19 protein-coding genes, 1 other RNA gene and 1 CRISPR repeat array are annotated in these 25,137 nt (G+C 42.7%); of the genes, 5 read left to right on the top strand and 15 right to left on the bottom strand.

What is annotated here, in order from left to right:
- Nucleotides 1-145: 145 nt before the first annotated feature.
- Together V7K76_RS13925 and V7K76_RS13920 are read left to right on the top strand one after the other, a co-directional pair.
- Nucleotides 146-2,161 (top strand): protein phosphatase 2C domain-containing protein, encoded by a 2,016-nt coding sequence (locus V7K76_RS13925; protein ID WP_334779044.1) that lies wholly within the window; start codon nucleotides 146-148, stop codon nucleotides 2,159-2,161.
- A 631-nt stretch (nucleotides 2,162-2,792) separates the two neighbouring features.
- The gene (locus V7K76_RS13920) at nucleotides 2,793-3,878 is read left to right on the top strand and encodes a tRNA dihydrouridine synthase (RefSeq protein ID WP_334779043.1); all 1,086 of its coding nucleotides are present in this window, start codon (nucleotides 2,793-2,795) and stop codon (nucleotides 3,876-3,878) included.
- A 433-nt stretch (nucleotides 3,879-4,311) separates the two neighbouring features.
- On the opposite strand, the gene V7K76_RS13915 is transcribed toward V7K76_RS13920, so the two are convergent.
- Together V7K76_RS13915 and V7K76_RS13910 are read right to left on the bottom strand one after the other, a co-directional pair.
- Nucleotides 4,312-9,714: a translocation/assembly module TamB domain-containing protein gene (locus V7K76_RS13915; protein ID WP_334953654.1), complete on the bottom strand. Its 5,403-nt coding sequence runs from the start codon at nucleotides 9,712-9,714 to the stop codon at nucleotides 4,312-4,314.
- 114 nt (nucleotides 9,715-9,828) lie between these two features.
- The gene (locus tag V7K76_RS13910; RefSeq protein ID WP_334953652.1) at nucleotides 9,829-11,196 is read right to left on the bottom strand and encodes an NAD(P)/FAD-dependent oxidoreductase; all 1,368 of its coding nucleotides are present in this window, start codon (nucleotides 11,194-11,196) and stop codon (nucleotides 9,829-9,831) included.
- Between the two features lie 418 nt (nucleotides 11,197-11,614).
- On the opposite strand from V7K76_RS13910, the gene V7K76_RS13905 reads away from it, so the two are divergent.
- Entirely contained in the window at nucleotides 11,615-12,499 is an 885-nt protein-coding gene (locus V7K76_RS13905; protein WP_335029814.1) for a pirin family protein, read from the top strand.
- 73 nt (nucleotides 12,500-12,572) lie between these two features.
- Here V7K76_RS13905 and V7K76_RS13900 read toward each other — a convergent pair whose 3' ends face one another.
- The 6 genes from V7K76_RS13900 to V7K76_RS13875 all read right to left on the bottom strand — a co-directional run bounded on the left by V7K76_RS13900 (nucleotide 12,573) and on the right by V7K76_RS13875 (nucleotide 17,510).
- A complete protein-coding gene (locus tag V7K76_RS13900) occupies nucleotides 12,573-12,818 on the bottom strand; it encodes a hypothetical protein (protein WP_334779039.1) in 246 nt (81 codons plus the stop codon).
- Nucleotides 12,819-12,855: 37 nt separating this feature from the next.
- The gene (locus tag V7K76_RS13895) at nucleotides 12,856-13,521 is read right to left on the bottom strand and encodes a cytochrome c oxidase subunit 3 (protein ID WP_335029813.1); all 666 of its coding nucleotides are present in this window, start codon (nucleotides 13,519-13,521) and stop codon (nucleotides 12,856-12,858) included.
- Between the two features lie 285 nt (nucleotides 13,522-13,806).
- Complete coding sequence (locus V7K76_RS13890) at nucleotides 13,807-15,468, bottom strand: cytochrome c oxidase subunit I (RefSeq protein ID WP_334779037.1); 1,662 nt, start codon at nucleotides 15,466-15,468, stop codon at nucleotides 13,807-13,809.
- Nucleotides 15,458-16,381, bottom strand: coding sequence for a cytochrome c oxidase subunit II (locus V7K76_RS13885; RefSeq protein ID WP_334953641.1), 924 nt, complete (start codon nucleotides 16,379-16,381; stop codon nucleotides 15,458-15,460). The genes V7K76_RS13890 and V7K76_RS13885 overlap by 11 nt, the downstream gene beginning before the upstream one ends.
- 32 nt (nucleotides 16,382-16,413) lie before the next feature.
- Entirely contained in the window at nucleotides 16,414-17,019 is a 606-nt protein-coding gene (locus tag V7K76_RS13880) for a DUF2231 domain-containing protein (RefSeq protein WP_334779035.1), read from the bottom strand.
- The gene (locus V7K76_RS13875) at nucleotides 17,016-17,510 is read right to left on the bottom strand and encodes a DUF2231 domain-containing protein (RefSeq protein WP_334779034.1); all 495 of its coding nucleotides are present in this window, start codon (nucleotides 17,508-17,510) and stop codon (nucleotides 17,016-17,018) included. The genes V7K76_RS13880 and V7K76_RS13875 overlap by 4 nt, the downstream gene beginning before the upstream one ends.
- A 355-nt stretch (nucleotides 17,511-17,865) precedes the next feature.
- Here V7K76_RS13875 and V7K76_RS13870 point away from each other — a divergent pair, with 355 nt between their 5' ends.
- Nucleotides 17,866-18,006 carry a hypothetical protein gene (locus V7K76_RS13870; protein ID WP_334779033.1) on the top strand — a complete coding sequence of 47 codons (141 nt, stop codon included), beginning with the start codon at nucleotides 17,866-17,868 and terminating at the stop codon, nucleotides 18,004-18,006.
- A 107-nt stretch (nucleotides 18,007-18,113) separates the two neighbouring features.
- On the top strand, nucleotides 18,114-18,815 hold the full coding sequence (locus V7K76_RS13865) for an SDR family NAD(P)-dependent oxidoreductase (protein ID WP_334779032.1): 702 nt from the start codon (nucleotides 18,114-18,116) through the stop codon (nucleotides 18,813-18,815).
- A 253-nt stretch (nucleotides 18,816-19,068) separates the two neighbouring features.
- Nucleotides 19,069-19,463: a CRISPR direct-repeat array (repeat unit 36 nt; unit sequence GTTTCAATCCCTAATAGGGATTTTAGTAATTCCAAT).
- A 357-nt stretch (nucleotides 19,464-19,820) separates the two neighbouring features.
- On the opposite strand, the gene V7K76_RS13860 is transcribed toward V7K76_RS13865, so the two are convergent.
- The 7 genes from V7K76_RS13860 to corA form a co-directional block, all read right to left on the bottom strand.
- Nucleotides 19,821-20,144: a hypothetical protein gene (locus V7K76_RS13860; protein ID WP_179064500.1), complete on the bottom strand. Its 324-nt coding sequence runs from the start codon at nucleotides 20,142-20,144 to the stop codon at nucleotides 19,821-19,823.
- A gap of 213 nt (nucleotides 20,145-20,357) precedes the next feature.
- Nucleotides 20,358-21,455: a Gfo/Idh/MocA family protein gene (locus V7K76_RS13855; RefSeq protein ID WP_334779031.1), complete on the bottom strand. Its 1,098-nt coding sequence runs from the start codon at nucleotides 21,453-21,455 to the stop codon at nucleotides 20,358-20,360.
- Nucleotides 21,456-21,680: 225 nt separating this feature from the next.
- The gene (gene rnc / locus V7K76_RS13850) at nucleotides 21,681-22,400 is read right to left on the bottom strand and encodes a ribonuclease III (RefSeq protein ID WP_334779030.1); all 720 of its coding nucleotides are present in this window, start codon (nucleotides 22,398-22,400) and stop codon (nucleotides 21,681-21,683) included.
- 109 nt (nucleotides 22,401-22,509) lie between these two features.
- The gene (locus V7K76_RS13845; RefSeq protein ID WP_334779105.1) at nucleotides 22,510-22,692 is read right to left on the bottom strand and encodes a hypothetical protein; all 183 of its coding nucleotides are present in this window, start codon (nucleotides 22,690-22,692) and stop codon (nucleotides 22,510-22,512) included.
- A gap of 59 nt (nucleotides 22,693-22,751) precedes the next feature.
- Nucleotides 22,752-23,171: RNase P RNA component class A (gene rnpB, locus V7K76_RS13840), an RNA gene on the bottom strand.
- A 46-nt stretch (nucleotides 23,172-23,217) separates the two neighbouring features.
- Nucleotides 23,218-23,916, bottom strand: coding sequence for a hypothetical protein (locus tag V7K76_RS13835; RefSeq protein WP_334779029.1), 699 nt, complete (start codon nucleotides 23,914-23,916; stop codon nucleotides 23,218-23,220).
- Nucleotides 23,917-23,982: 66 nt separating this feature from the next.
- Entirely contained in the window at nucleotides 23,983-25,125 is a 1,143-nt protein-coding gene (corA, locus tag V7K76_RS13830) for a magnesium/cobalt transporter CorA (RefSeq protein WP_334779028.1), read from the bottom strand.
- Nucleotides 25,126-25,137: the final 12 nt, after the last annotated feature.

Below are 25,137 nucleotides of genomic sequence, written 5' to 3'. Positions count from 1 at the left end.
GATATTTCTACCAATAATCTTGATTAATTTCAGTAACAACGTGTAGCTAGCAGTACACAATTCCAGTTTATTCTAGCCTTCAATTCATTGCCAGCTAAAGTTAATCGAAGTTCATGAGTTGATTGTTTTTTAAATTTATACCTTTATGATTTCTACCCAACTGATAATTTTTTGTATAAATCCACGCTGCAATAGCCCTATTAATCCAATGGGGGATAGTGTTTGCGCCAATTGCCAAACTCCTTTAGTTCACCGCTATCTTTGGGCAACTGGCTCATTGTCTGCTCAAATCCCAGCAGGCACAAAGGTTGCAGACAGGTATGAAGTAATTAAACAGCAGATTTGGTTGGATACTCAACCGGGACTACCGCCAGATATACCTGAAGAATTGCCAACAGAAGTAATTCCTTATCTACGGTTATATCAAGAGCGGTTGCATTTACCCCAGGCTTATGGGTTTGCTAATAACCTTGAGGGAGATACAACTGATATCCTTTTGTTGGAAAATGTACCGATAGATAAGACAGGAAATATCTATCCAACTATTGTTGACGTATGGGAGCAAGCAACAGCAGTACGACAAGTTTATTGGCTGTGGCAAATTCTCCAACTTTGGACACCTTTATCAGAACTGGGACTTAGCCACAGTTTACTAGTAATAGATAACTTGAGGGTCGAAGGTTGGTGTGTGCGACTGTTGGAACTCTACCAAACACCAGCAGATAAAAAGCTGAGTTTACAAAGTCTAGGTGAGTGTTGGCAGTTTTGGGTAGTGTCTGCCAAAGCATCAGTAGCCAAAGGGTTACAGAACATAGTTCAAGACATGTGTGAAACTGAGATTGAGTTAGAAGCGATTAATTTTCAACTCAATCATTTACTACTAGCGGCTGCTGCAGAATTGCCATTAGTCTTAAAGGTGGCAGGCTCTACAGATATTGGCCCAATCATGGCACAAAATGAAGACGCTTGCTATCCCAATGCTTTGAGTGATTTAGATGAACCTTTATTACGCCACTTGTCGATTGTTTGCGATGGCATTGGCGGACATGAAGGCGGTGAGGTTGCCAGTAAGTTAACAGTGCAGTCTGTAAAGTTGCAAATTCGCGCTTTACTGGCGGAAGTAACACAACAAACTGGACTTTTACCGCCAGAGTTATTACAAGAACAATTAGAAGCAAGCTTACGGGTAATAAATAATCTGATTTGTGCCCGCAATGATGAACAAAAACGCCAAGGCAGAGAACGCATGGCTACAACAATTGTCATGGCGGTGCAAATTCCCCAACGAGTCCAGACAAGTACTGGATGGCAATCAAATAATACCCATGAACTTTACTTAGCTAATGTTGGCGATAGCCGCGCCTATTGGATTACTCGCAATTATTGCCAGCTACTCACTGTCGATGATGATGTAGCAACGCGGGAAGTCCGCCTTGCAAAAAGCTTGTATCGAAAGGCACTTCTAAGACCAGATGCTAGTGCCTTAACTCAAGCATTGGGGACAAGAGATTCAGAATCTTTGCGTCTTAAGGTTCAGCGATTTATTGTGGAAGAAGATGGCATCTTACTACTGTGTTCTGATGGCTTAAGTGATAATAACTGGGTAGAACAATCTTGGCAGGATTATGCAATACCTGTGTTAGCGGGGCAAATGACAGTTGAAGATGCTGTCCACAACTGGATTAACTTGGCAAACGAAAAAAATGGGCGTGATAATACATCGGTTGTTCTGACTTATTGCCGTGTTTCCCCAGAATATTTAGTACCTGTGACTCCGGCGTTGCCACAAGAAATTATAGAAGCAGAAATACAAGAGGAAGAGGAAGAACAAGCAGAACGAGAAGAAGAGGAAGAACAAGCAAAACGAGAAGAAGAAAAAGAAGAAGAAGAGGAATTAATTTCCTTTACAGAAAATTCGGAAACTCAGCTAGATTTGGATCTTTCAGAGGAACCACCTCTCAGCCCAGAAATTCGACCAATTTTCATTACAAAACCTAAACGGGATAAGCGTTTGTTAAGACTGGGGGAAGTATTGGCATTGCTTGTAGGGGGTACAAGTCTGGGATTATTTGCTTGGTGGCAAATTAATCCTCAAGGATTCCAGCAGATGTGTCGGCAACTTCCCCAAGGAGTGGAGCAATTTTGTTCCCCTAGAAAATAGACATCTCCAGAAATTAAAGATGCGTTACCCAGAACCCTTGTAGAGACGTAGCAGTGCTACGTCTCTACATTCTTTTTCGGAGATGTCTAATAGGTTATACCGAAATATTGTAATGTTGATGAGGAACATTGCAACGTTTCTCCCAAACATTGCAATGTTGGCAAGAACAACTTCTACATTTAGGGTGACGGACAATCAAGTAGCGATCGCTAGTAAGTCGAGATAGGTTAGCGATCGCACCACACATAACTCTACATCACTGCACCACGCAGGAACTAGCAATGTGACTCAGTAAATATGCGATAAGGTAAGTATCAGCAGGAAGCATTGCTAGTACAATTAATGTTGATGAATATGATGTTGAAGAAGTTCTGGAAAATTGGCGTGAGTTTTTAACACTCCAGGAAATCGATGGAGAAATCTACTACAGTTTTTATCATTCCAGCTTTCGAGATTTCTTAAGCAAGCAAGTAAATTTTGGTTAGCGATAGTTAGCCTGGTGAAAGCCAGTTGTTACCCTGGATATACTTCTTGTACACACTTTTTATGGGTAGAGTATTCTGAATTCTGAATTCTGAATTCTGACTCCTGTTTTATCAAGTCCGGCTAATTAGTTTTAATTCTCAAATCTATGCAGCAAGCCCACAAGCCCCTCTCCTCTGCTCCTCTGCACCCCTGCTGCCTTAATGATAAGTCTTTAACCGGACATGATATTCCCCGATCGCTCCATCCATCCCTACCCCTTACCGCTCTTGCGCCCATGCAGGATGTGACAAACCTCTGGTTTATGAAGGTTATTGCCCACTACGGCAGCCCTGACTACTTTTTCACTGAGTATTTCCGTGTCAATGATACCTCACGGCTCAATCGTCATATTTTGGCATCAATCACTGAAAACGACACAGGTCGCCCTGTTTTTGCTCAAATGATTGGCGAAAGCATTCCAGACTTAGTAAGAACAGCAAAGGAACTCTGTAGCTATAATATCGCTGGAGTTGACTTGAATTTGGGCTGTCCCGCACCGAGAATCTATCGCAAAAATGTTGGGGGTGGATTGCTGCTTTTACCAGAAAAAGTGGATCGGATTTTAGGAGAACTGCGGCAAGCAGTGAACGATCGCCCTTTAACCGTTAAGATGCGCGTCGGCTTTGAAAATACAGATAACTTTTATGAAATTCTAGATACAATTAATCGCCACAGCATCGATTTGCTGAGTTTGCATGGTCGCACGGTGAAAGATATGTACCACGGAGCAGTGAAATATGATTTGATTGGCGAAGCGGTAAGACGAGTCCATTGCCCAGTGCTGGCCAATGGCAATATCCACTCTGCGAAAACTGCTCTTGAAGTGCTTTCTCAAACAGGCGCGGCGGGTGTGATGGTGGGACGCTGGGCAATCGGGAATCCCTGGCTTTTTAATCAGATTCGGCAGGCTTTGCGAGGAGAGGCGATCGCACCCGTTCCTTTAGTGGAGGTACGCAACTATATTGAGCGGCTATGGCAAACCCCCACAGCAGCAACTAGGCCAGAGCGTGCCCGCGTCGGCTATCTCAAAATGTTCCTCAACTACATTGCCCTGAGTGTTGACGCTGAAGGTCATTTCCTGCGGCTGATGCGACAGACACAGACCGAGGCAGAACTGTTTAACCTCTGCGATCGCATTCTCCTTACCGATCTGAAAAAAACTTTAGCCCTAGCACCCTCCTTGAGCGTGTAACTGCCATGCACGAAAATTCGTGAGAGAGTGCTTGTACTAGGCTAGTTTTCACGTTAAGTTGACACTAATGAGCAATTCTGTGCCCTATTGTGTATTGCATCCAAACGAGAACCGCTCGCGAGAAATAATACGTCATTCCCTTGGCGGCGGAAGATGCTTGGCATCAACTCACACGATTTTTTGATCGACACCTGCGAGGAGAACACTAAAAATTATCTGATAACCTAAAAAACATCTAAATTGCATAATCGAATTAAACATAACTCTTGTGGGGTGGGCATCTTGCCCGCCCAGCTTATGTAATTTAAATATGGAACAGCTTATTAGTTAATTTTTATTTTAACGTAGACGCGGAGCGGCTTGCCGCAGGCTACCACTTAAGACGCAGAGGGCACTGAGAGAAGAGACAAATGCTTAACTGAACTGTATTGCTCTAAAATCGGGTTTCATACTCAACTTGGAATTGATTTTCATCCCCCAAATTAGTTGAGCCTCGCATGAGAATTTCGTCATTGACTCGATAAAGCACATTGTAAAGGAAAGAGTCATCGCTAGTAAGGGCGCGCGATAAAGAGGCAGAGAAATTTCTATTGATGTTAAACACACCTTCTGCTGATAAATTTAGAACTGAAGCTGTTGTTGTTTGATTATTAGTAATAGGGGTGGGAAATATGCGAAACTCACTGAAACCAACAGCCTGTCCGATCGCAGTAATAGTTCCTTGTAAACTACCTAAAATGGCAGAACTAGCGAAATTAGTCAGCCCTTGGCCTGCATTTGTTTGACCGAAAGAACCGAGAATTGAGCCACCTAGCAAAGCAACTATTTCTCCTTTACTACGACTAGGTTCACTGGTCAGTTCTAGATTGTCGCCCAATTTACTCGCTGGCCCGTTTACAGTGGCTTGAACGGTAACGGTACGTAAAGTTCCAAAGTTGTTTACAGAAGTATCGCTAATTTCAGCAGACAATGGTGATTCCAAAACTTGACTGTTCTTTACCGATGCTTCCGGTACAATTGCAGTCAGCCGGACATCTAAAGTAGGGTCAAGCCCTTGACTTGGACTAAACCGCGCAGTTTGTTCGTAACCCCGCGCTAAGGTGAACTCAGTGGAGAATAAGCTGAGTCGTCCTCCTGTCAAACGAATGACTCCTTCAGGAAGCGGCTTGGCTAATGTACCATTAATGGTCAAATCGCCTTTAGCGTCAAAGCTCAATAGGGGCTGACTCAATGCGGCTCCTCCTGGTACAAAGCTTAGTAAAGACTGAGTGGTAACACGAACACCCTTATCTAAAATCAACTTTAAATCTGCAAATTTTACAGGTAGATTGGGTGGAGTTGCTGCGCTAGTGCTTCTGCCTGCTGTTGTCACTGGGTTAGCGCTTCCGTCTGCTGTAACTACTGGGTTAGTGCTATTCTCTGCTGTCGGTGTAGCGTTAGGGTTAACCTCTTGTCTATTTAGATTTATGACTTTAGTATTAGCGTCTGCTGTAGCTGCTGATTTTTTATTATTAGCAGTCGTTGAATTGCCAATAATTACCTGACCATCACTCAGTTTAATCTCTCCACCAATTACAGGTTTTAACGCTGTTCCCCGAATGACAATATCACCGCCGACACCGCCTTCATACAGTCCTGCAATTTTAAAATTTAGTTTGTCTGCGATTGATACTGTCAGAGGATTCGCTGCGGTTTGCTGAGAATTAAAAATTGGCAGGATGCCTGATGCAGTCACTTGCCCTTGATTATAATTACCTTGGATATTTTCAACGCTGACCGTACTACCATTAAATTGCGCTGTTCCAGTAACATTCGTTAGGGGATCGGATAAGGCTTGAGCGCGAAAGGTAGCATTATTAAGTGTGGCATTTCCGTTAATAATTGGTTCGTTTAAAGTACCTTGAACGTTTAAATCTACTTTTCCTTGACCGTCTACCCAAGCGACTTGATTGTTGGTAAGCAGGTTTAACAGTGCCAATCCTTCATTTTGCACATTGGCGTTGATGTTGATTTGATTGCTATCCGGTTTCACTTTGGCAAAAGGTAACGGAGCAGGTACGCTACCTGTAATGGCAACTGGCTGCGTTCCGGTTACTAGTAAGGTGCTATCAAAATTCAAACGAGCTTTGTTGTAATCAAAGTTCACTTCTCCTGTTTGCACAGGTTGTTTGTTAAGAGTCGCATTAGCTAAAGTCACTTTGCCTTTTGCGCTAGGATCTTGTAAACTACCTGCTAAGGTGGCATCAGCATTGACATTACCAGTGATATCTATGGGGTATTTTTCGATAAAAGGCTCTAAAAGTGATAAGGGTAAACTTGCTACATTCAACTTTCCAGATAGTTGCTCAGTTCCTAACTGTCCCGAAAAGGCCACTAGTCCTTGATTTATCCCAATACTCAAGGGCGAAAGTGTGACGATACCATCGGCGAATTTGCCTTGAGCAACCACTTGATTGATGGAATATTCACCCCATTGCCAGTTTGCACCTTGAAAATTAAAGCCGACATTCAACCCAGATTTTAAGGAGCCATTGGCTGTAATTGCTCCGCTTAAAGCACCTGTTAATTCTGCAAGGCTGGGTAAAGATGGGGTTTGTTTTGTTTCTAATTGCTGTTGTTTGGCATTGGCTGCTGTAAGATTCGAGAAGTATGTTAGCTGTGTTTTCAAATCTGCATTGGGCAAACTGATAGACTCGGTATTAAGTGCCTCTGCTCCCGCTAAGGTGGGAGGCTGCAACCCGGTACCAAAGTCTTGAAAGTCGTAGATATTGAACGCTTGTAGAAGTCTCTGGATTTTGGCTTGGGTAAAATTAGCTTGGAATTGAAATTTCGGGTCATTTCCTGTTTGCACATTGCCACTGAGAGCGATGTTACTATCGCCAATCTGCAATAGACCATTAGCCAAGCTAGCAGTACCATCGGCATAATTGATGCTACCACGAAATTCATCTGCTGCAACTCTGGCAACACGAGGCCCTGCGATCGCCACATCCCCCGCAATGGCATAATTATTCAGATTGACAACTAAATTACCCGATAGTTGCCCCGCCAATGGTTTCAATTGATTGTTAGGTAAAAAGCCGCCAACTAGAGCGATGGGAAACTGTTGGGCGTTAATGAGCAAGTTATCTCCCTCAGTTCTACCTGTAGTAACTGCCTCATCACGTTTAACTAAAAATGAAGTGGGACGATAATTTGCACCTAAGTTAAGCGCAATCCGGTCTTGCTTCCCAGCTAATCGCAGACTTGCCCCTTGTCCCCCTTGAAAATTCACCTTTCCGGTTAAAAGTGGGTCAAATGCCAAGTCACTAACCTTAAAATTCCGCAGTCGAATATTGCCATTAGCTTGCGGTACATCTGGAGTACCTGTAACTTTTCCATTAAAATCTAGTAGCCCTGCTATTGCAACGTCACCAGGAACTTTAAAGCCAGTATTTTTGAGGTTGAAACTCTGCGCCAGTACATTTAAATTAAATCCCGCAATTTGGGGTGCGCCAGTTGGGGGAGACTGAATAGCGATCGCACCATTAGCACTCAATCCTGGGGTACTTGCGTTTTCAACGATAATCTGCTGTCCATTCCACTGAAATTGAGCGGTGAGCGGTTTTGCCAGCAACGCTACCCCTTGGGATAGGCGGACTTGTCCGGCGGCGCGAATATCGGCAAGTTGGAAAGATTTTGTTGTACCTGCTAACTGAATATTACTATTGAGCTGTCCTCGTAGTTGTGGTGAGAATCGGTTGAGTTGAATTTGAGAAGTTTTGATACCCCCTTGCCAACGTTCTTGGGCAACTTCACCTCTGGCCCGAATTGTCCCGCCTGCGACGTTCAAAACGGCATCGGGGAAAAGGATATTCTCTCCTTGTTTGGTAACAACAACCCGTCCGGTTGTGGGATAGGTGGCGTTGGGGGCTTGCACTCGTGCTACTGTTTGCAAGTTGCTGAGAGTGCCGGAAATATTCGCATTTGCCGAGACATTCCCAATGGTGATGGAGGGTGAGGAATTGTACGCTCGTGCGATCGCATCCCCTGGTAAATTTTCTGCTTGCACATTCAACGATACCCTACCTTGGGGTGCAAGCTGAACTTGACCGCTAGCTGTAACTTGCCCCCCCACATCTGGATTTGCTTGAACGCGAGAAATATTGACGTTTAAAGGTCTACCGAGAGAACCAGAAATTTTAGCGTTCGCAGATATACCACCAATATTAATTGGCGTTGAAATATTATAACCTTGAGCGATCGCATTTCCTGGGATACCTTGGGCTTGAATATTTACACCTACTTGACCCTGGGGAGCCAGTTGAATTTGACCATTAGCTGTGATTTGCCCTCCGGCTGCTGGTGTTACCCGAATATTGGAAACATTAAGGTTCAAGGGCTGTTTGTGGAGTGAGCCAGAAATTTGAGCTTTTGCAGAAACATTGCCAACTGCGATCGGTAGAGTCACGCCATAGCTGCGTGCTAGTATATCTCCCGATATTCCATCAGCTTGAGCATTAAATATTACTCCATCTTTGATTCCAAGATTAGCTTGACCACTGCCTGTAATTTGACCACCAGCTACGGGGACTATTTTCAGATTGGAAACAGCAAGTTGAGATGCAGTTTGAGAGACATTCAACCGGAAATCAGTGTTGATGCTTTTAAATTGAAGGCGGTCAACTTGAATCGGTTTGGTATTACTTACTGTACCACTGAGGACAGGTTGCTGAAGTAGACCTAATACCTGAATCTTGGCTTGAATTTCGCCACTAGCTGGGACTGACGAATTGACTTTCAGGGTATCTAAGATATTTTTCGCACTAACTGGTTTAATCTGAGCAGAAACATTAAAACCTGTTTGAGAATTAATAGTTCCATTCGCCAGGATGGGAACTTTGCCAAAGTTCGTACTCAGATTATCTAAAGCAACTGTCTGCCCCTGAAATAGAAATTTCCCATTAAAATTAGAAATCTGCTGAGGAATATTGGGGATTTTGGCAGTGATTTGATTAGCTGTCGCGGTTCCGGTAATCTTGATGTCTGAAAGTTTTGGAGGAATCTGAACGCCTAAATCAGCATTTAAATATCCTCCTTGTAAAGCGATGGGTAACTGAATTAATCGAGTAATATCAGATGCTTGGAAATTTTGTACTTGCAGCTGAAGGTTAGTTTGTTGAGCTTTTATTTGGGTTTCGCCAACAATTTTAACAGCGCCTCCCCTGGTGAGCTGAGTATTGATGTCATAACCGATCCTTTGATTTTGGTCTGAAAATCGGGCAACACCACCAACATGATCTAATATTACAGAGCCTTTCGGTTTCGTCGGTGCGGCGAATGGCATCAACTCGACATTGCCATCTTGAATTTGCAGTGTCTCCAACTCAATTTTAATCAAGCCTTGTCCTCCCCCAGCCTTAATTTGGGTTGTTACCCAACGACTATCTTTATCCTGTTGAATGTAGACATTAGGCTGAACTAAGGTGACATTTAATCCCAGTTTTCGGCTGAGGAGAAGTTGCAACGGCGAGAACTGCACCTCTAAGGCTTTTGCTACCACCTGATCTTGATCAGTGGGAATTGCTGGTATGGATAGAGAGCTAAATCTGATACTAGTAAGCGAAAAACCTTCAACTTCCCCAACTTTGACTGGACGCCCCAACAATTGTTGGAGATTTTGCTGTACTAAGGGGGCTAAATCCTTATATACATAACTTCTCGCCCACCAAAAACCAACTATAATGCCAATTAGCAAAACCCCACCCACAGCTAAACTGGTACGTCGTAAAAGCAGGAGCCACAGACGAGGATTAGATGGTTCCTGATTGTTTCCTGAATTTGGGGATTGCGTCATGATTATTACCAGTACCAGTACTTTTTTCTAGGTGAGGCTAGAAATAGGCTAGTTGCAGTTGTATTAGCAAGTCACAAGCTATGGTTTCACAATATTAGGACTTACGCAACAGCCTTAAGTTACACTGCTTTTATTCCCCAGCATTTTTAGTAGTTTTCTTGCAGCTAAAACGCCCATAACTCCTACGCCAACTACTTCCACTGCTTGGACAACTTTTTTGCCCACATCATGGGTGTCAAGGTGATGATGAAAAATCTCTTCATCTAACCATTCACTTGCAGCTTTGAAATCATGAGATGGTGTTGGTAATAGCGTTAAATAAGTGCCTTGACGGATTAAATGCCCGGATTCGCCTGCAACTTCAAAAACATTAAAAAGATTAGCAGCAGCATTATTTAACCCCAATTTTAAGAGAGTTCCACGGATATTTACCTTTGCTGGTTTGAGTTCTTCGCCGAAAGCGATCGCTTTCAAATTTTGGGCAATATTGGCTCCTTGTTGATAAGCAACTTGGGCTGTTGGCGGTAGTGAGTTATCTGGAACTGCTACACAATCCCCGCCGGCAAAGACTTCTGGGAAGTCGAGTAGTTGCATTGTGGGAGTAACTAGAAGGCGATCGCGACGATCTCGATGTTCTGGGGAAATTGGTAAATTTTTAATTAGTGGATGAATAGAAGTACCAGCTGTCCAGATTGTGGTACTTGTTGGCAACGTCTGAATTTGCTCATTGTGCTTATATTCAATGGCGTTAGCATGAATCTTAGTGGCTTCTGCACCTCTGAGAATTTCAATTGGAATCGTGCGTTTTTGTAATTCTTTTTCAGCAATTGGGCGCAGAGGATCGTTAAAATCACCATTGAGGATTTCTTGACCGTGATTGAGCAGTATCACCCGAATTTCATCAGAATTTCCTCCCAAAGCGGTATACCAATGTGGCACTAAATCAGCTAGGGTAGCTGCCATTTCTATACCACTTGCACCACCACCAACTACGACTATTGTGAGCAGTTGACGACGTTGTTCTATATCTTCAGTTTGGATTGCTTTTTGCAAACAGTCGCCTAAATGTTGGTCAAGAGCGATCGCATCGGCTTCTGTCCAAAATGGGAAAGCGTATTCTTCAGCACCTTCTAAATGATGATAAGCAGTAACACTACCCAAAGCTAATACTAAGTTACTGTAGTTGTAAGAGTTTCCCGAAGCTAATTTGACTTGTTGTTGATGCAAATCTATGGATTCCACTGTATCTTGAACAAAGATAACGCCACTGCCTTTAAGCAATTCTGTAAAACGCGGTACTACTTGAAAAGCATCCATCTCGCTACTGAAATATTCGTAGAGTAACGGCTTAAAACAAAAGCGTTCATTTTGATCGATCAAAATTACAGAGCGAGGATAATGTTCGTGAGCTAGGTTTAAGGCGGTAAATAAGCCGGTGAAGCCACCACCGACAATCACCGTTTGGTAAACTGGGCTGTTCATAAAATATCTCCAGAGTCTTGTGAAATCAGGAATTTGTTAGGATGTTACACGTGAAAACTCAAAAAACTTGACCCTAGCTAATGTGGATGCCCTAACTCTCCCAATTAAGCAACTTCCTATCCATAATCGCAATCTTCCACTGGGGATATTTTGCTCTTCTATTTATGAGAAAGTTGGATTTAAAACCCCACAGGGGAATAAGTAGGAAATCTCAGAAGTGATTTTTAGGGCAATACGGTTTAGTTAAGACTAAAACCCTTTGCAAAGTCAATTTTTTAACGAACCACAGAGACGCAGAGGGCACTGAGAGAAGAGACAAATGCTTAACTGAACTGTATTGATTTTTAAGGAGCTTCCGCACTTCAGGTCAGAGAAATGTCACAATAATTCCAGCATTCACCAATCACCCGCATCACTTATGGCAATACTTCAACTGATTGAACCTGAAGTTAAAGATTTGGGTGGGTTTGTTGCCCGCCGTAGCTTGCCATATCCTCATCGTCAAATGGTTGGGCCGTTTATCTTCTTCGATCATGTTGGCCCGTCTGTTTTGCCACCCCACAAAGGTATCGATGTCCGACCACATCCTCATATCAATCTTGCCACCGTAACTTACCTATTTGATGGTGCTTTGATACACCGCGATAGTTTAGGCACTGTGCAGGAAATTCAACAGGGTGCTGTGAACTGGATGACATCGGGAAAGGGGATTGTACATTCAGAGCGATCGCCCGACATTGATCGTCAAAAAGAAACTACCATTCATGGCATTCAAACCTGGGTTGCCTTGCCTGTAGAATACGAAGAAACCGATCCCAGCTTTACTCACTATCCTGCCCAAACTCTTCCTACCTGGGAAGAGAATGGCGCTCTCATCAAACTCATTGCAGGAGTTGCACACTCCTACACCTCACCTGTCAAAGTTTTCTCACCTATTCTCTATTTAGATGTGGTGCTGTCTGCCAATGCTCACTTTACTATCCCCACAGGTTATTCAGAGAGGGCAGTATACAGCGTCACAGAAGGTTTGAGCATTAATGAGCAACCGCTAGAGCCATATCGCCTCGCTATCCTAGAGCCAGACAATGAAATAAGAGTTTCTGCTGCGGCTGCGGCTCGATGTATTGTTATTGGTGGTGAACCATTGGGTACACGCTACAAATGGTGGAATTTTGTTTCTAGCCGACCAGAGCGAATAGAGCAAGCAAAAGCCGATTGGCGCAACAACCACTTTGCTACTGTGTCAGATGAAACAGAGTTTATTCCACTGCCAGAAGTGACGATCGAGGCTAATCCCTTTTAGTCAGCGCGATCGCACCTGAAGAAATTCCAGCCACCAATCTAAGTACAGATTCGGTGGTGGGAGGAATGGAAGTTTAGATGAATAAAAATAACGAAATTAAAAAGACGCTGAGGATAACAGCAAACCCAATAGCATATTCGACTCTGCGACTAAAAAATCCGACAGCAGCAATTAGAGCGATCGCTAGCCCAATAATGCCAATGTATTGCTCTTTTTGTAAACCTTGTGCAATGAGTGGATCTTTACCTGGTGCGGGAGTTTCTTGAACTGCTTTTGGGGCGAGTTCTGAGGTTGGTAGTTCTTGGATGAATAAATTCATAAAATTACTCCTGAAAATACTTGGTGAACTGAACTTTTTATGCTCGCCAAAGGTAGAGAAGCGAGAATAGGAAGACCCAAACTACATCAACAAAGTGCCAAAATAGAGTAGTCGCACTTGCACCGAAGTGAGTCTTATCATAATTGCCGGGAATGAATGAGCGAATCAGCATAATTAGCTGAAGCACAACACCAGCCAGAACGTGTAAACCGTGGAAACCTGTCAGCAAGTAGAATGTGGAACCAACTAATCCTGTGGTGAGTTTGAAATCGAGATTTTTCCACTCAATTAATAGACCAATTAGGAAGTAGATTCCCATTGCGCTCGTGATCAGCCATAGCCCGCGAAATTTACTCAGTTGATTTCGTTTGAGAGCATTTTCTGCTGCTTGAATTACAAAGCTACTAGAAAGTAAAACTACTGTATTAATAATCACGAGCTTAGACAATTCTGGCCCAGAAATACCGGGTGGTAGCCAGTTATTAGTATTCAGTCTCAGAGCAACATAAGTAAAGATGAAACTCAAAAAAATGATACTTTCTGACAAGAGGAACACAGTAAACCCAAACATTCCTTTGCCGTGATGATCTTCATGACTCCCGCCACCACTCGGCAGAAAGCGCTGTAACCAATTCGGTAAGCGTCGCCGCCACCCCTCAAAACGGATCGGACTTTCATCTAAATGGATGCTGCGATGTTGCATAATTTTGGGAATTGGGGATTGGGTATTGGGATTAGAGATTAGGACTAGCCCTTTCTAGGTGAGTAAAAATTTTGCTCAAAACATTCCTCTTTAATCTCTTAACTCTGTGTTCTCTGCGTCTGGAGTGGTTAAATAAATTACTTTTAAACCGCAGAGGCACAGAGAACACAGAGAGAAAAACAGAGATTTTACCAGTCACCTTGAAAGGGCTAGTCCTAGAGATTTAAAAATCTATAACTATATCTCCTTCCTAGTCCCCAGTCTCCAGTCCCCAGTCCCCAATCCCTAGTCAGACTCACCATCATTAGAATTCTCCACGAATGAATATTTTGGATCGCCATAATCGTAAGGAGGTCTGTTGACAACAGGAATCTCTTCAAAGTTATCTCGCGGAGGTGGTGAAGAAGTTGTCCATTCCAATCCTGTAGCGTGCCAAGGATTATCAACTGCCTTCGCTCCATATAGCCAGGAACCGACGATGTTAGCAATAAATGGCAGCGTAGATGCTCCCAGCAAGAACGATCCCAGGCTAGCGATGACGTTCCATCCCTGATACTGGGGATCGTAGGACGAAATTCGCCGTAGCATCCCTTGCAAACCTAATGGGTGCATGGAAAAGAAGGTGATATTGGCAGGAATAAAGGTCAACCAGAAATGCAGCTTACCCCAACCCTCGGCGTACATCCTGCCAGTTATTTTGGGAAACCAAAAGTAAATTCCGGCAAAGATTGCCATCGTAATAGTATTAAAAACGATGTAGTGGAAGTGACCAACGACAAAATAAGTATTATTGACATGGATATCAAATGGCGTGGCGGCAAGCATTACACCAGTGACACCGCCAAAAATAAACATCGCTGCACCTCCCATCGCAAATAACATTGGTGTTTCTAGGTGCAATTTGCTCCTCCAGATGGTGGCAGTCCAAGCGAATGCCTTCACACCTGTGGGTATAGCAACTAACATTGAGGTGGCCATGAAAGTCATCCGCATCCAGCCGGGGGTTGCACTGGTGAACATGTGATGCACCCAAACGAAGATGCTAATCCCAGCAATACCTAAAGTTGCGATCGCTACTGACCGATAGCCAAATAGAGGATTGCGAGCAAAGGCTGGCAGAACTTCCGCAATAATACCGAAGGCTGGTAGCGCCATGATATACACTGCTGGATGAGAGTAGAACCAGAATAAATGTTGGTAAATGATCGGATCGCCACTTCCTTCCGGTTTAAAAAATTGTGTACCGAAGGAGAGGTCAAGCAATAGCAGTATTAATGCACCCGTCAAAGAAGGTAAGTTAATTAGCTGCAACAACTGGGCGCTAAAGACTGACCAGACAAAGACCGGCATTCTAAAAAATGTCATCCCTGGCGATCGCATCCAAAAGATAGTAGTAACAAAGTTGACAGCCCCCATAATTGAGGAGATGCCAATTAAGACTAGGCTAACTATCCAAATAAATTGACCGTTAATCAACTGACCGGCTGGAACTTGCAGACTAACTGGCGGATAAGACCACCAACCAGCTTGTGCAGTCCCATTAGGTAGTAAAAAACTAGACAGTAGTAGAAGACCGGCTGGTGGTAGAATCCAAAAAGAGATGGCGTTGAGCAGGGGAAAAGCCATATCCCGCGCTCCAATCATTAGCGGTACTAGGTAGTTAGAAAGACCTGCATTGAAGGGAATAATCCACAGGAAAATCATGATTGTCCCGTGCATGGTGAATAAACCATTGTAGAGGGGGCGGTCAACTAAATTTGCTTCCGGGGTAAGCAACTCAGCCCGGATAATCATCGCCAACAGCCCGCCGAGAAGAAAGAAAATGAAGGTCATCACCATGTACTGAACACCGATTACCTTATGGTCGGTGCTGAAACTGAAATATTCCCGCCAGTTATTCTCAGGTTCTCTATTGTTGGCTATAGCTTCACTCATATCATGTGTCATTATTTATCTTCCTTTGATTCGCTACAGCAGGTTGAGCAGGTGCGACGGTGTACCAGCCGCTTTTAAATAATGTCTTTGGTGGTTGGATATTTTCGGCAACTGCCTGATTTTTAGTGTTTGTAGTTTCGCTAGAGACTGTTTGCGCGAGCCACTGATTATACTTATCAAGAGATTCAACGTATACATCTGCCTCCATTAAGGCAAAATAAGCACCACTGAATTGAGAATCTTTCAGTCTATATTTACCTGGGCGAATGGGTGTAATCACAATGTCAATCTTCCGCCCTGGAACAATATCTTGCTTTAAACGAAACTCAGGAATGTAGAAGCCGTGGATTACTTTCTCTGCCTGCATCTTTAAGCGAGTGCTGCGATTGATCGGCAAGTGTAATTCCTTAGTGGTAAGGTTATTTGGATAACGGAAAGACCAATCCCACTGCCTAACGAAAACCTCAATTGTTTCAGATGCAGGTTTGGGGACATCGCTAACGATTGCGGCGTAGGCGGGGGTAGATTCTAGGGGTGTGTGCAAATGCACAATTTGGTTTAAACCCAGAATATTTAATTGCTGATAAATATTGAAGCTTTGCAAGGCAATCCATATTACTAACAGAGTTGGGGTAGCTGTCCATAATATTTCTAGCTTCCCATTGCCTCTAGAAGGGTGTCCCTCGGTGTAGTCTTCCGGGGGGGCGCGATGGAAAGCGATCGCATACACCATCACACCAAGCAGCCCCAGCAAAATAAATGCTCCAATTGAGACTAAAAAGCTAAATAAATCATCTACCCGTTGTGCTTCTGCTGTCGCCTGGGGAGGCATCCAAGAAAACGCCTGTTGTCCAATCCACCGACTAACAATTAGCAGCACTGCGACATAAAACGCTATTAGTACATATTCCCAAAAACTAAACATAATAATTTCATCTAAGAGTACTTCCCGCTTGATTATTTGAGTAGTAAATTTGGGTTTCTACCTTCTTGGAGTAACTTCGCAGCAGTAACGTGAATTCCAAACTCTTCTCCCAATTGCGCCCCCAAAGTTCCGTGAACGAATAATATTGCCAGTATTCCCATACCTGCTAACAAGTAACTCCACTGCACTTGCCTAGAAGCATCCTTGCGCCAGCGATAGCGTTGCAAACCTCTCCATATTGTCATGGCTGCGATCGCTCCCAACAGCAAAACGCCACCCAAACCATGCAAAAGCATCGTCCAACCAGCAGTTAACCCCCAAACGCTCTTTTGATCGACTGGTGGATTTGCTAGCAGTAGCTCAAAAAAACCTGCTGCAACTGTGAAAAAGGTGATAAAAGCTGCTCCTATGAGGTTATACCAGCCGACATCAAAGAAACCAGAACGCAGGGCAGGCAGGCCTAAAAATTTGAAGATTGGTTTTTCTAAAGCAAAAAGCGCTCCGGCAATATCAAAAATGATGGCAAGAATAAACAAACCCAAGGTTAAATGCACCAGTTGCGGATGTATGGGAATCTCATAAGGTAATCCGTTAGCATTCAGTCTCAACCTCAACTGATCAATAAGCTGCCAGTTCATGGCGCAACTCCCTGCTTCATCGCTTGCACAACTGGCTCAATGTGTAACCCGTACACCCAAACTAGCTTGCTGCCTAGATAGACTTGCAAGCATACTAAGCAGACTAAAAACGTTGCAGCACCCAAATAAGCAGGCGGTACTTTCCGTGGACTGCTGTTGCGAATCACAAAACGCCAAGCCGTAATGCCAACCACAATAGCCGCCAACGACCAACCCATCACTGTATGAAAATTCAGTGTTGGTTGGACTGCTGGGTAAATGTTCGCCAGACCTGCTTCAAACTGACCAACAATCACCGCTAAAAAGATAGCTGCTGAGGCCACAAACATATTCCAGAAACTCACCTCAAATAAACGCACGTTACGCGTGAAATAGCCCAGCACATCGCACACAAAGGAAAAAAGCACCATCGCGATTACGAAGTGAACAATGATAGGGTGTAGAGGGTCAGGGTATGGTAGATTTTGGTTATTTAGAGTCAGAGCAGGCATCGCTAATTATTTTCCCAAAATGTCAAATATTCACTAAAATAACCTTAATCTCAGTTGATATATATCTAAATTGATATTTACAAAAACTAAAAAATGGCTATTTAAATTATCACTTATCATGGTTCTATTATTTAAGTCATCATAAATTGATTAACTCAAAACTTTAATTTAATCAATAACCTAACTTGCTCTGAATATACCATAAATCTTACTTAAGATTGATATAAACTTGAAAATTTCAATTTTACAAATCTTCAAAACAAAGACATACTTTTGTCACAGTAATGACAAACAGTTGAAAGATTTTTCAGTCAAACAATATACTCATTCAATATGATTCGGTTAAGGTTTTTTGATGAAAATTATAGATCGCAAAGATCCGATAAATCGCGGTCAAGACGAAAGACAGATTATTGTCAAGACGGCGATTCATCGCTTCTCTTGCCTTAACCGAACAGTATTTGTATACTCATTTATGTTTCTCTGGATAGATTAAAAAAATACTAGAGTTTTATTAAAATACTAAGAGTTTTTGCTTTTTTAATCTATAAGTCTATGATATTTTGTGAACTATAACTAGCAAAATGGATATAAAATACTGAGATGAAATCCATACCAGACAAACGGGTATTAATCACAGGTGGGAACCGAGGGATTGGGTTTGCGATCGCTCAAGGTTTAGTGGCAAAAGACTATGAAATAATTATCACTTCGCGATCGCTCGATAACGCCAAACTTGCGGCCCAGAAACTTCCAGGCAAGGTAATTCCCGTCGAATTGGATGTCACCGACGATCGCTCCATCAATCAAGCAGTCAAAACCCTGCACCAAAATATCGATCGGTTAGATGTTTTGATCAATAATGCTGGCGTGTATCCAGATAAGGATATAAATATTCTGACTATTTCTCGTGAGTTGCTTGATTCTACAATCAATGCCAACACTTTCGGCCCAATTCGGATGGTACAGGCATTTTTACCCCTGTTGGAAAAATCCTCCGATGCCAGAGTTGTTAACGTTTCAAGTGGATATGGAGCATTATCAGACTTATCTGCTGGTGTTCCAAGTTACTGCCTATCGAAGCTGGCATTAAATGGCGCAACAATTATGTTGGCACAAGCTTTGGACTCCAAAGGGATCGTCGTCAATTCCATTTGTCCGGGGTGGGTGAGAACAGATATGGGTGGTTCATCAGCACCCCGTTCGCCAGAAGAAGGTGCTGACACTGCAATCTGGTTGGCTACTGATGCTCCGCGCAATATAAGCGGTAAGTTTTTGCGCGATCGCAAAGTAATTTCTTTTTAGATAGTTTTTAGGTAATTGCAATAGAAAAGATTTAATTACTAATACTTCTAAGGTTAAGACAAAAGACGCGATGAATCGCCGTCTCTACAATAATCAATATTTTGTAGAGACGGCGATTTATCGCGTCTTTATAATGATTTCTCTGATCTTTGCACTCTACAATTTCCATCAAAAAACCTTAACCTAACCCTATTGATAGGGATTTTAGTTAATTGCAATGGAGTAATTTGGAGATTAACAGAAACAGAGGGAGGTTTCAATCCCTAATAGGGATTTTAGTAATTCCAATTTTCTTCAACTTCTTGGATGTAATCGTCCATGTTTTCAATGTTTCAATCCCTAATAGGGATTTTAGTAATTCCAATAAGCCATACAAAGGTAAATACTCGCCGCGCCTGGTGTTTCAATCCCTAATAGGGATTTTAGTAATTCCAATAAATTCACCTGTCAGCAGAACACCCTTAATCATGAGTTTCAATCCCTAATAGGGATTTTAGTAATTCCAATGTTGGAAGGATTATTAGATGGAGTTAGAATCACTGTTTCAATCCCTAATAGGGATTTTAGTAATTCCAATTACAGAAGAAAGTGCTTGCCCTAACTGGGGTATGCGTTTCAATCCCTAATAGGGATTTTAGTAATTCCAATTACGAGCGCTTCTAAAAGCCTTGTCTTATTTGGTTTTCAAGGTTAGCTTGCGCGAATGGAGAAATCATAACACCAGGAGTTGTGATTTGGCTAGAGGCAAATGGCTGAAAACTAGTCTACATAAGGTGCGCGGATGGTTTATAAATGCTAATGCACTGAAATTATTGCATATAGGGCAATTCAGGCATTTTTGTAGTTACCCCATTTCCAACACCTACCTATCCGCGCATTCAGCCAAAAAAACTAATCTGATAGGAAAGCTGTTTACTATAGATATCCTACTAGATTAGGTTAGCTCAGTTATGGGCAATGCTTGGGATGAGCTACGCCTAAGCAATACCTCCACCCCCATCAACCTTATTTGGCAACGTCTTCAAAGTCTGTTATCGCACAAGCAAATTCTCTAAAAGCTGTTTTAATCAGAACCTCTTTTGTTCCCCTTTCCAGCGCAGAATTGCGTATGAGGTCTGTTAATTCTATGAATAGCAGAGAAAACATAAAACGATCTTGGCGGTCAACTTGTTTCAAGCAAGAGGATATAAACTGATAAAGCTCTGTTTTTCTAGGTTTGGTTTGTTCATCCCATATTTGCAACCCAAGCCGAAAAGTTCTCAAGCGGATTTCATTACTGTTGAAGGACGCGTCTTTGTAGCGGACTGATACGCGCTGGGGTATATCCATGAGTTTTAGCTATACATATTCAATGTAAAGTAATTATTCACTTATATTTTGCCTCAACCGGAAAAATCTGATATTTTGCACCAATTCCAACAACTGCCATTGTTCTAGAGCAATATAGTTCAGAATGAGCAACAAAACACTTGTAGAGACGGCGATTTATCGCGTCTCGAAAACCCAAAATTGTTCCCAGTAGTCTCATCTGAATGAGAACCGCTATATTACTGTTGATGCTTGATGAGCATTTAGAAAAACAGGTTTCCCACCTTGCCCAAGAGATATTGTTAGAGCAGCAAGAATTTCTACTAACTCACTACCTACCCAGCCAGATGAAACTTCTGGGGGAGTATTGTTGAGAATAGAAACAACAAAAGAGGAGCAAACTCGCCGCAATGGTTCCCCTGGCTCTAATTCCAGCACCACCTGCCTTTGATTCACAGGAATAAAATGATTGCCCTGCTGTTCAAACTCTCCATGTAGCAGGGTTAGAGGTGATGATAGTGACATTTCATCAAAAATCAAACTACCAAGGCTTCCCACAATCCCCAGTCGTCGCTGCTTATCGGGATTGAGCCAGCACAAGTGAATATAAGCTTGAAAGCCATCTGGGTATGTCAGTGTCAACCATACCAGATCGGCCAAACCTTGAGGCACAGGAAGATTTGTATCTTTCTTCCCCTCTGCTCCCCTGCTCCCCTGCTCCCCTGCTCCCTGTAGCCACACCGTACCTGTTGCTTGTACTTTGATAGGAATTTGACCAAGCCAAGCGTTAAATATAGCAATATCGTGAATGGCTAAATCCCACAGCGCATCAACATCTTGCCGGACAGGCCCTAAATGGGTGCGGGTAGCGTAACCATAGCGTAAATCACCTAATTTACCCGCCTGTACTACAGTTTTGCCTCGCTCAACTGCTGGGTGAAATAAATAAGTGTGGTCAACCATGAGTATTAAATGATGCTGCTCTCCTAACTGGCAAAGTTCCCGACATTCTGCGGGGTCGAGAGTTAGGGGTTTTTCAACTAAAACATGGTATCCCTGTTGGAGAGCATCTTTAATTAAAGCATAGTGAGTGGTAGCTGGAGTGGCGATCGCCACTCCTATCAACTCTGGCACTTTCTTTAAGTCTTGCCATTGAGTTGTTAATAATACATTTTCATCTAAGTTAAACTGCTGCTTTACCGCCGCTAATCGTTCTGGGTGGGGATCTACTACAGCAACTACATTTACTTGGGGATCTGCTAAGAAATTCCGCAGCAGATGCACTCCCCAACGCCCAACCCCGATGACAGCAATTTTAATTTTATTTGTCATTTGTCATTTGTCATTTGTCATTTGTCATTTGTCATTTGTCATTAGTTAAATAAGGGACTTCCAAATAAAAAAATATTCAATTAACTCTTGTGGGGTGGGCGTCTCGCCCGCCCTATAGACTGGGCGCTCATGTTGCCCACCCCACAATATTGGATAATTTATTTCTTGGAGTTCCCTAATAAATGACTAGCAACTGATTATCAGTTTATTTATAATCTTTTGAGTTCAGGGGTTTTGCGGATTAGGTATGGCTAAAAAAGCTACCTTTGCTGCGGCTTGTTCAGCAGTTTTTATCGAGCGTCCCTTACCTTGTCCAAGCATTTTTCCGTGCAGCCACACTTCAGCCATAAAACGTTCTTGATTGCGGTGCGGTTGACTGACTTCTACAACCCGATATTCTGGTAAAACTTTAAATTGCGCCTGAGTCCATTCTTGGAGAGCAGCTTTGTAATTAAGTCTGGCAGGATCGAGGCGAATTTCTGTTGCTAGTTGGTGGAAGTGGGGATCTAGCCAAGAGCGAATCAGTTCCAGATTTTGAGTACTTAAGTAAAGCGCACCTAAAACTGCTTCAAAAGCATCTGCTAGTCGTGACTCTAGACCAACTTTATCAGCAGTAGCACTACCAGCGACTAGTAAGTATAACTCTAAACCATAAACTCTGGCCAATTGGGCAAGGATGCGATCGCTCACCAACACCGAACGAATTGCCGCAAAATCTCCTACTGGACAATCGGGATAATTTTCCCATAACACAACAGCCGACACCAGGCGTACCACGGCATCGCCAACAAACTCCAGCTGTTCGTAATTTGCCGACTCAGAAACAGTGGGATGAGTTAACGCTAAATCCAGTAGTTCCCACTTTATAGGTGCTTCTAGCGATAAACCTAATTTTTGGACTAAACTTTCGAGTTGCCGTTGACGGCGTGGATAGGCAAGGGGCATTACGTGACAAGGGGAAGGGGGCAGGGGAGGCAGGGGAAGGAAGGTAACTAGCTATCTATCTATATTTATATTCCTAAATCTCTTGGACTATTACTCTAACAACTTTTTGCTACTTCTCTCTATCTAGCTTCTCTTGGATAGCTTGACGGCAAAATTCAGGAGGATCTTCTTTAGCTTTTACTTCTTCCTTCATTTCCTTGGTGACACGCAAATGTAGATATTCACTTAGTGGTCGTTCTCTGTCCGTGGTGAATGGCTTTAAGTTATCTGGATTACCTTTATTTTTAGACATTGTATAGAAATACAAATAAAGTTATTCTCCACGTGTATATCAGTGGAGAATGTTAAAGGGGAGAGAGCAGGACATAAGCCGGGTTCTGTTCTCTTGCGAGGGCAGTTATCTATCTGGGACGTTTGTTACCAAACGCCTCAAGCGGCTCTCATTGAGCGGAACTGGTAAAAGACCAACCATAGTCCCTATCGCCTTGCTCCCAACCGGGGTTTACCGAGCCAGCACCTCTCGATACTGCTGGTGCGCTCTTACCGCACCTTTGCACCCTTACCAAACAATTTTGAATTTTGGATTTTGGATTTTAGATTCAATCCAAAATTTAAAATCTAAAATCCAAAATTGATTGGCGGTATCTTTCTGTGGCACTATCCTCACGATCGCTCGCACTGGACGTTATCCAGCAAGTTTGGTCTTTCGGGAGTCCGGACTTTCCTCAAACCAGTGGCTAAGACTGATCTGCAACCGCCTGCGCCTACTCTCTCCTTAGATCCAGTGTAGTCTTGGTTGGCATAGTGTGTCTGGTTGCTATTGCTTTTTTTTATTCCAAGGTAGAGCGTAAGTCCAAGGTAGCTTTTTGACTGTGAAAGGACAATTGATAATACTAATGGGAGGAAAATCACGACCTGGGGCTAGACCTAAACGCACTTCAGATATCCTCAGCACCAGTTGTAGGGAAAAGTCTAACTCTTTTCTTCTGTTAAGAAAGTCGTTGTACAACTTTTTTTGCCCTTTTTGTAGCCCATTGATATCAATTAGTGGTTTTTTTGCTAAATAGGTTCCAGCTTCTTTATCGCGCTCGAAAACATCTTCTGCTGTCACTGTTTCAGAAAGTGTTTTCTTGGGAGCAATTAGGCTCGGACTTTGGGGTACAGCTAAGTCGCGGGTTAAGTCTGGTGATTTCCGAATCACACGGCGCGATTGCTTGCTATGTTCAACTACTAAAGAACTGTTGTCCCAGTCAACGTATACGGCAACATTATCAGATTTATTTTCAATGCTAATTCCTAAATCTTTCAAATCGTCAATTGGATATGAGGCTTTGAGTTTAAAGGAAATTCCAATTTTATCGTCGAGATTTTGTTCTTTTAGTTGCTCATCAACGGTTCCTTTTTTAAACTCAAATTTAACTTGGTCATCGATGGATTCAATCATGCGGTTGAAAACATAAGAGACACCGATAATATAAATCGTCAAAACTACTAAATTCTGGTCGCTACTCCTCATAACTCAAAAATCTTAACTCCCGGTGCTAATGAATATATATTCAGACTTATTGCTCATCTGCAATTTTTAATTGCGCTTGGCTACTACAGAATTTTGTAGCCAACCTCGTCGCCAAAAAAAGAATAGCAAACCAAGTGCGATCGCTATCATTAGTGCCCAGCAAAGTGGATAACCCCAATACCAATTCAACTCAGGCATATTATATGGCGATTTTTCGGTATTGAAATTCATCCCATATATTCCAGCGACAAAAGTCAGGGGAATAAAAATTGTTGAAACTACCGTTAGTACCTTCATGATTTCATTCATTTTGTTACTTACTGCCGAAAGGTACACATCCATTAATCCAGATGCTAGTTCTCGGTAAGTTTCCACCATATCCATTACTTGCACCGTATGGTCATAACAATCTCGTAGGTAGATTCGCACGTCTTCACTAATCAAATCACTGCCATCTCGAATTAAGGCATTAATTGCATCCCGTTGAGGCCAGATAGCACGACGTAGTTGTAGTAATTCTCGCCTAATTTGATAAATATCTTGTAGTGTTTGTGGAGTAGGTTTTACTATTACCTCCTCTTCTAATTCTTCGATTCGCTCACCATAAAGCTCCAGCACTGGGAAAAAGCCATCAATAATTGCATCTAACACAGCGTAAGCTAAATAATCCGCTCCCTGTTTACGGATGATCCCTTTGTTTTTTTCAATCCGCGATCGCACGCCTTCAAAGCAATCATGTTCTGGTTCTTCTTGTACTGTCAACAAATAATTTTTTCCTAATATCAAACTCACTTGCTCGCTGTAAAAACCACATGTTCTTTCCTTTGCTACTACCATGCGGCTAATGAATAGCAGTTGGTCTTCATAATCCTCTGTTTTCGGACGCTCCGGTACATTGACTACATCTTCTAAAACTAGAGGATGTAACTTAAAAACGTTACCCAATCGTTGTAATATGTCCTGACTACCTAAACCTTGTACATCTACCCAAGAAATCGATTCCATCTCCAGATAGGGAACACACTCCTCTGGGGTTGCTATTTGTTCGCGAGTGAAATTGGCTTGGTTATAGTCAATCAAGAAAATAATCGGTAGCGGAGCGTCTGCATCAATAATGATGGTTCCTGGTAAAGTTCCTGGTTGGTGACGGAACTCATCTTCATATCGCTTGGTGGCTATTTTGGGAAGGCGACGCAGTTTTCGTACCATGCAATATTACCT

The sequence above is a fragment of the Nostoc sp. genome (assembly GCF_036917975.1).
Lineage (GTDB): Bacteria > Cyanobacteriota > Cyanobacteriia > Cyanobacteriales > Nostocaceae > Nostoc.
This window is presented reverse-complemented; position numbering and strand designations above follow the sequence as displayed.

Bases quoted from the DNA above. Each gene is read 5' to 3' on its own strand.
- V7K76_RS13925 (WP_334779044.1), top strand. From the start codon at position 146: ATGATTTCTACCCAACTGATAATTTTTTGTATAAATCCACGCTGCAAT.
- V7K76_RS13920 (WP_334779043.1), top strand. From the start codon at position 2,793: ATGCAGCAAGCCCACAAGCCCCTCTCCTCTGCTCCTCTGCACCCCTGC.
- V7K76_RS13915 (WP_334953654.1), bottom strand. From the start codon at position 9,714: ATGACGCAATCCCCAAATTCAGGAAACAATCAGGAACCATCTAATCCT.
- V7K76_RS13910 (WP_334953652.1), bottom strand. From the start codon at position 11,196: ATGAACAGCCCAGTTTACCAAACGGTGATTGTCGGTGGTGGCTTCACC.
- V7K76_RS13905 (WP_335029814.1), top strand. From the start codon at position 11,615: ATGGCAATACTTCAACTGATTGAACCTGAAGTTAAAGATTTGGGTGGG.
- V7K76_RS13900 (WP_334779039.1), bottom strand. From the start codon at position 12,818: ATGAATTTATTCATCCAAGAACTACCAACCTCAGAACTCGCCCCAAAA.
- V7K76_RS13895 (WP_335029813.1), bottom strand. From the start codon at position 13,521: ATGCAACATCGCAGCATCCATTTAGATGAAAGTCCGATCCGTTTTGAG.
- V7K76_RS13890 (WP_334779037.1), bottom strand. From the start codon at position 15,468: ATGACACATGATATGAGTGAAGCTATAGCCAACAATAGAGAACCTGAG.
- V7K76_RS13885 (WP_334953641.1), bottom strand. From the start codon at position 16,381: ATGTTTAGTTTTTGGGAATATGTACTAATAGCGTTTTATGTCGCAGTG.
- V7K76_RS13880 (WP_334779035.1), bottom strand. From the start codon at position 17,019: ATGAACTGGCAGCTTATTGATCAGTTGAGGTTGAGACTGAATGCTAAC.
- V7K76_RS13875 (WP_334779034.1), bottom strand. From the start codon at position 17,510: ATGCCTGCTCTGACTCTAAATAACCAAAATCTACCATACCCTGACCCT.
- V7K76_RS13870 (WP_334779033.1), top strand. From the start codon at position 17,866: ATGAAAATTATAGATCGCAAAGATCCGATAAATCGCGGTCAAGACGAA.
- V7K76_RS13865 (WP_334779032.1), top strand. From the start codon at position 18,114: ATGAAATCCATACCAGACAAACGGGTATTAATCACAGGTGGGAACCGA.
- V7K76_RS13860 (WP_179064500.1), bottom strand. From the start codon at position 20,144: ATGGATATACCCCAGCGCGTATCAGTCCGCTACAAAGACGCGTCCTTC.
- V7K76_RS13855 (WP_334779031.1), bottom strand. From the start codon at position 21,455: ATGACAAATAAAATTAAAATTGCTGTCATCGGGGTTGGGCGTTGGGGA.
- rnc (WP_334779030.1), bottom strand. From the start codon at position 22,400: ATGCCCCTTGCCTATCCACGCCGTCAACGGCAACTCGAAAGTTTAGTC.
- V7K76_RS13845 (WP_334779105.1), bottom strand. From the start codon at position 22,692: ATGTCTAAAAATAAAGGTAATCCAGATAACTTAAAGCCATTCACCACG.
- V7K76_RS13835 (WP_334779029.1), bottom strand. From the start codon at position 23,916: ATGAGGAGTAGCGACCAGAATTTAGTAGTTTTGACGATTTATATTATC.
- corA (WP_334779028.1), bottom strand. From the start codon at position 25,125: ATGGTACGAAAACTGCGTCGCCTTCCCAAAATAGCCACCAAGCGATAT.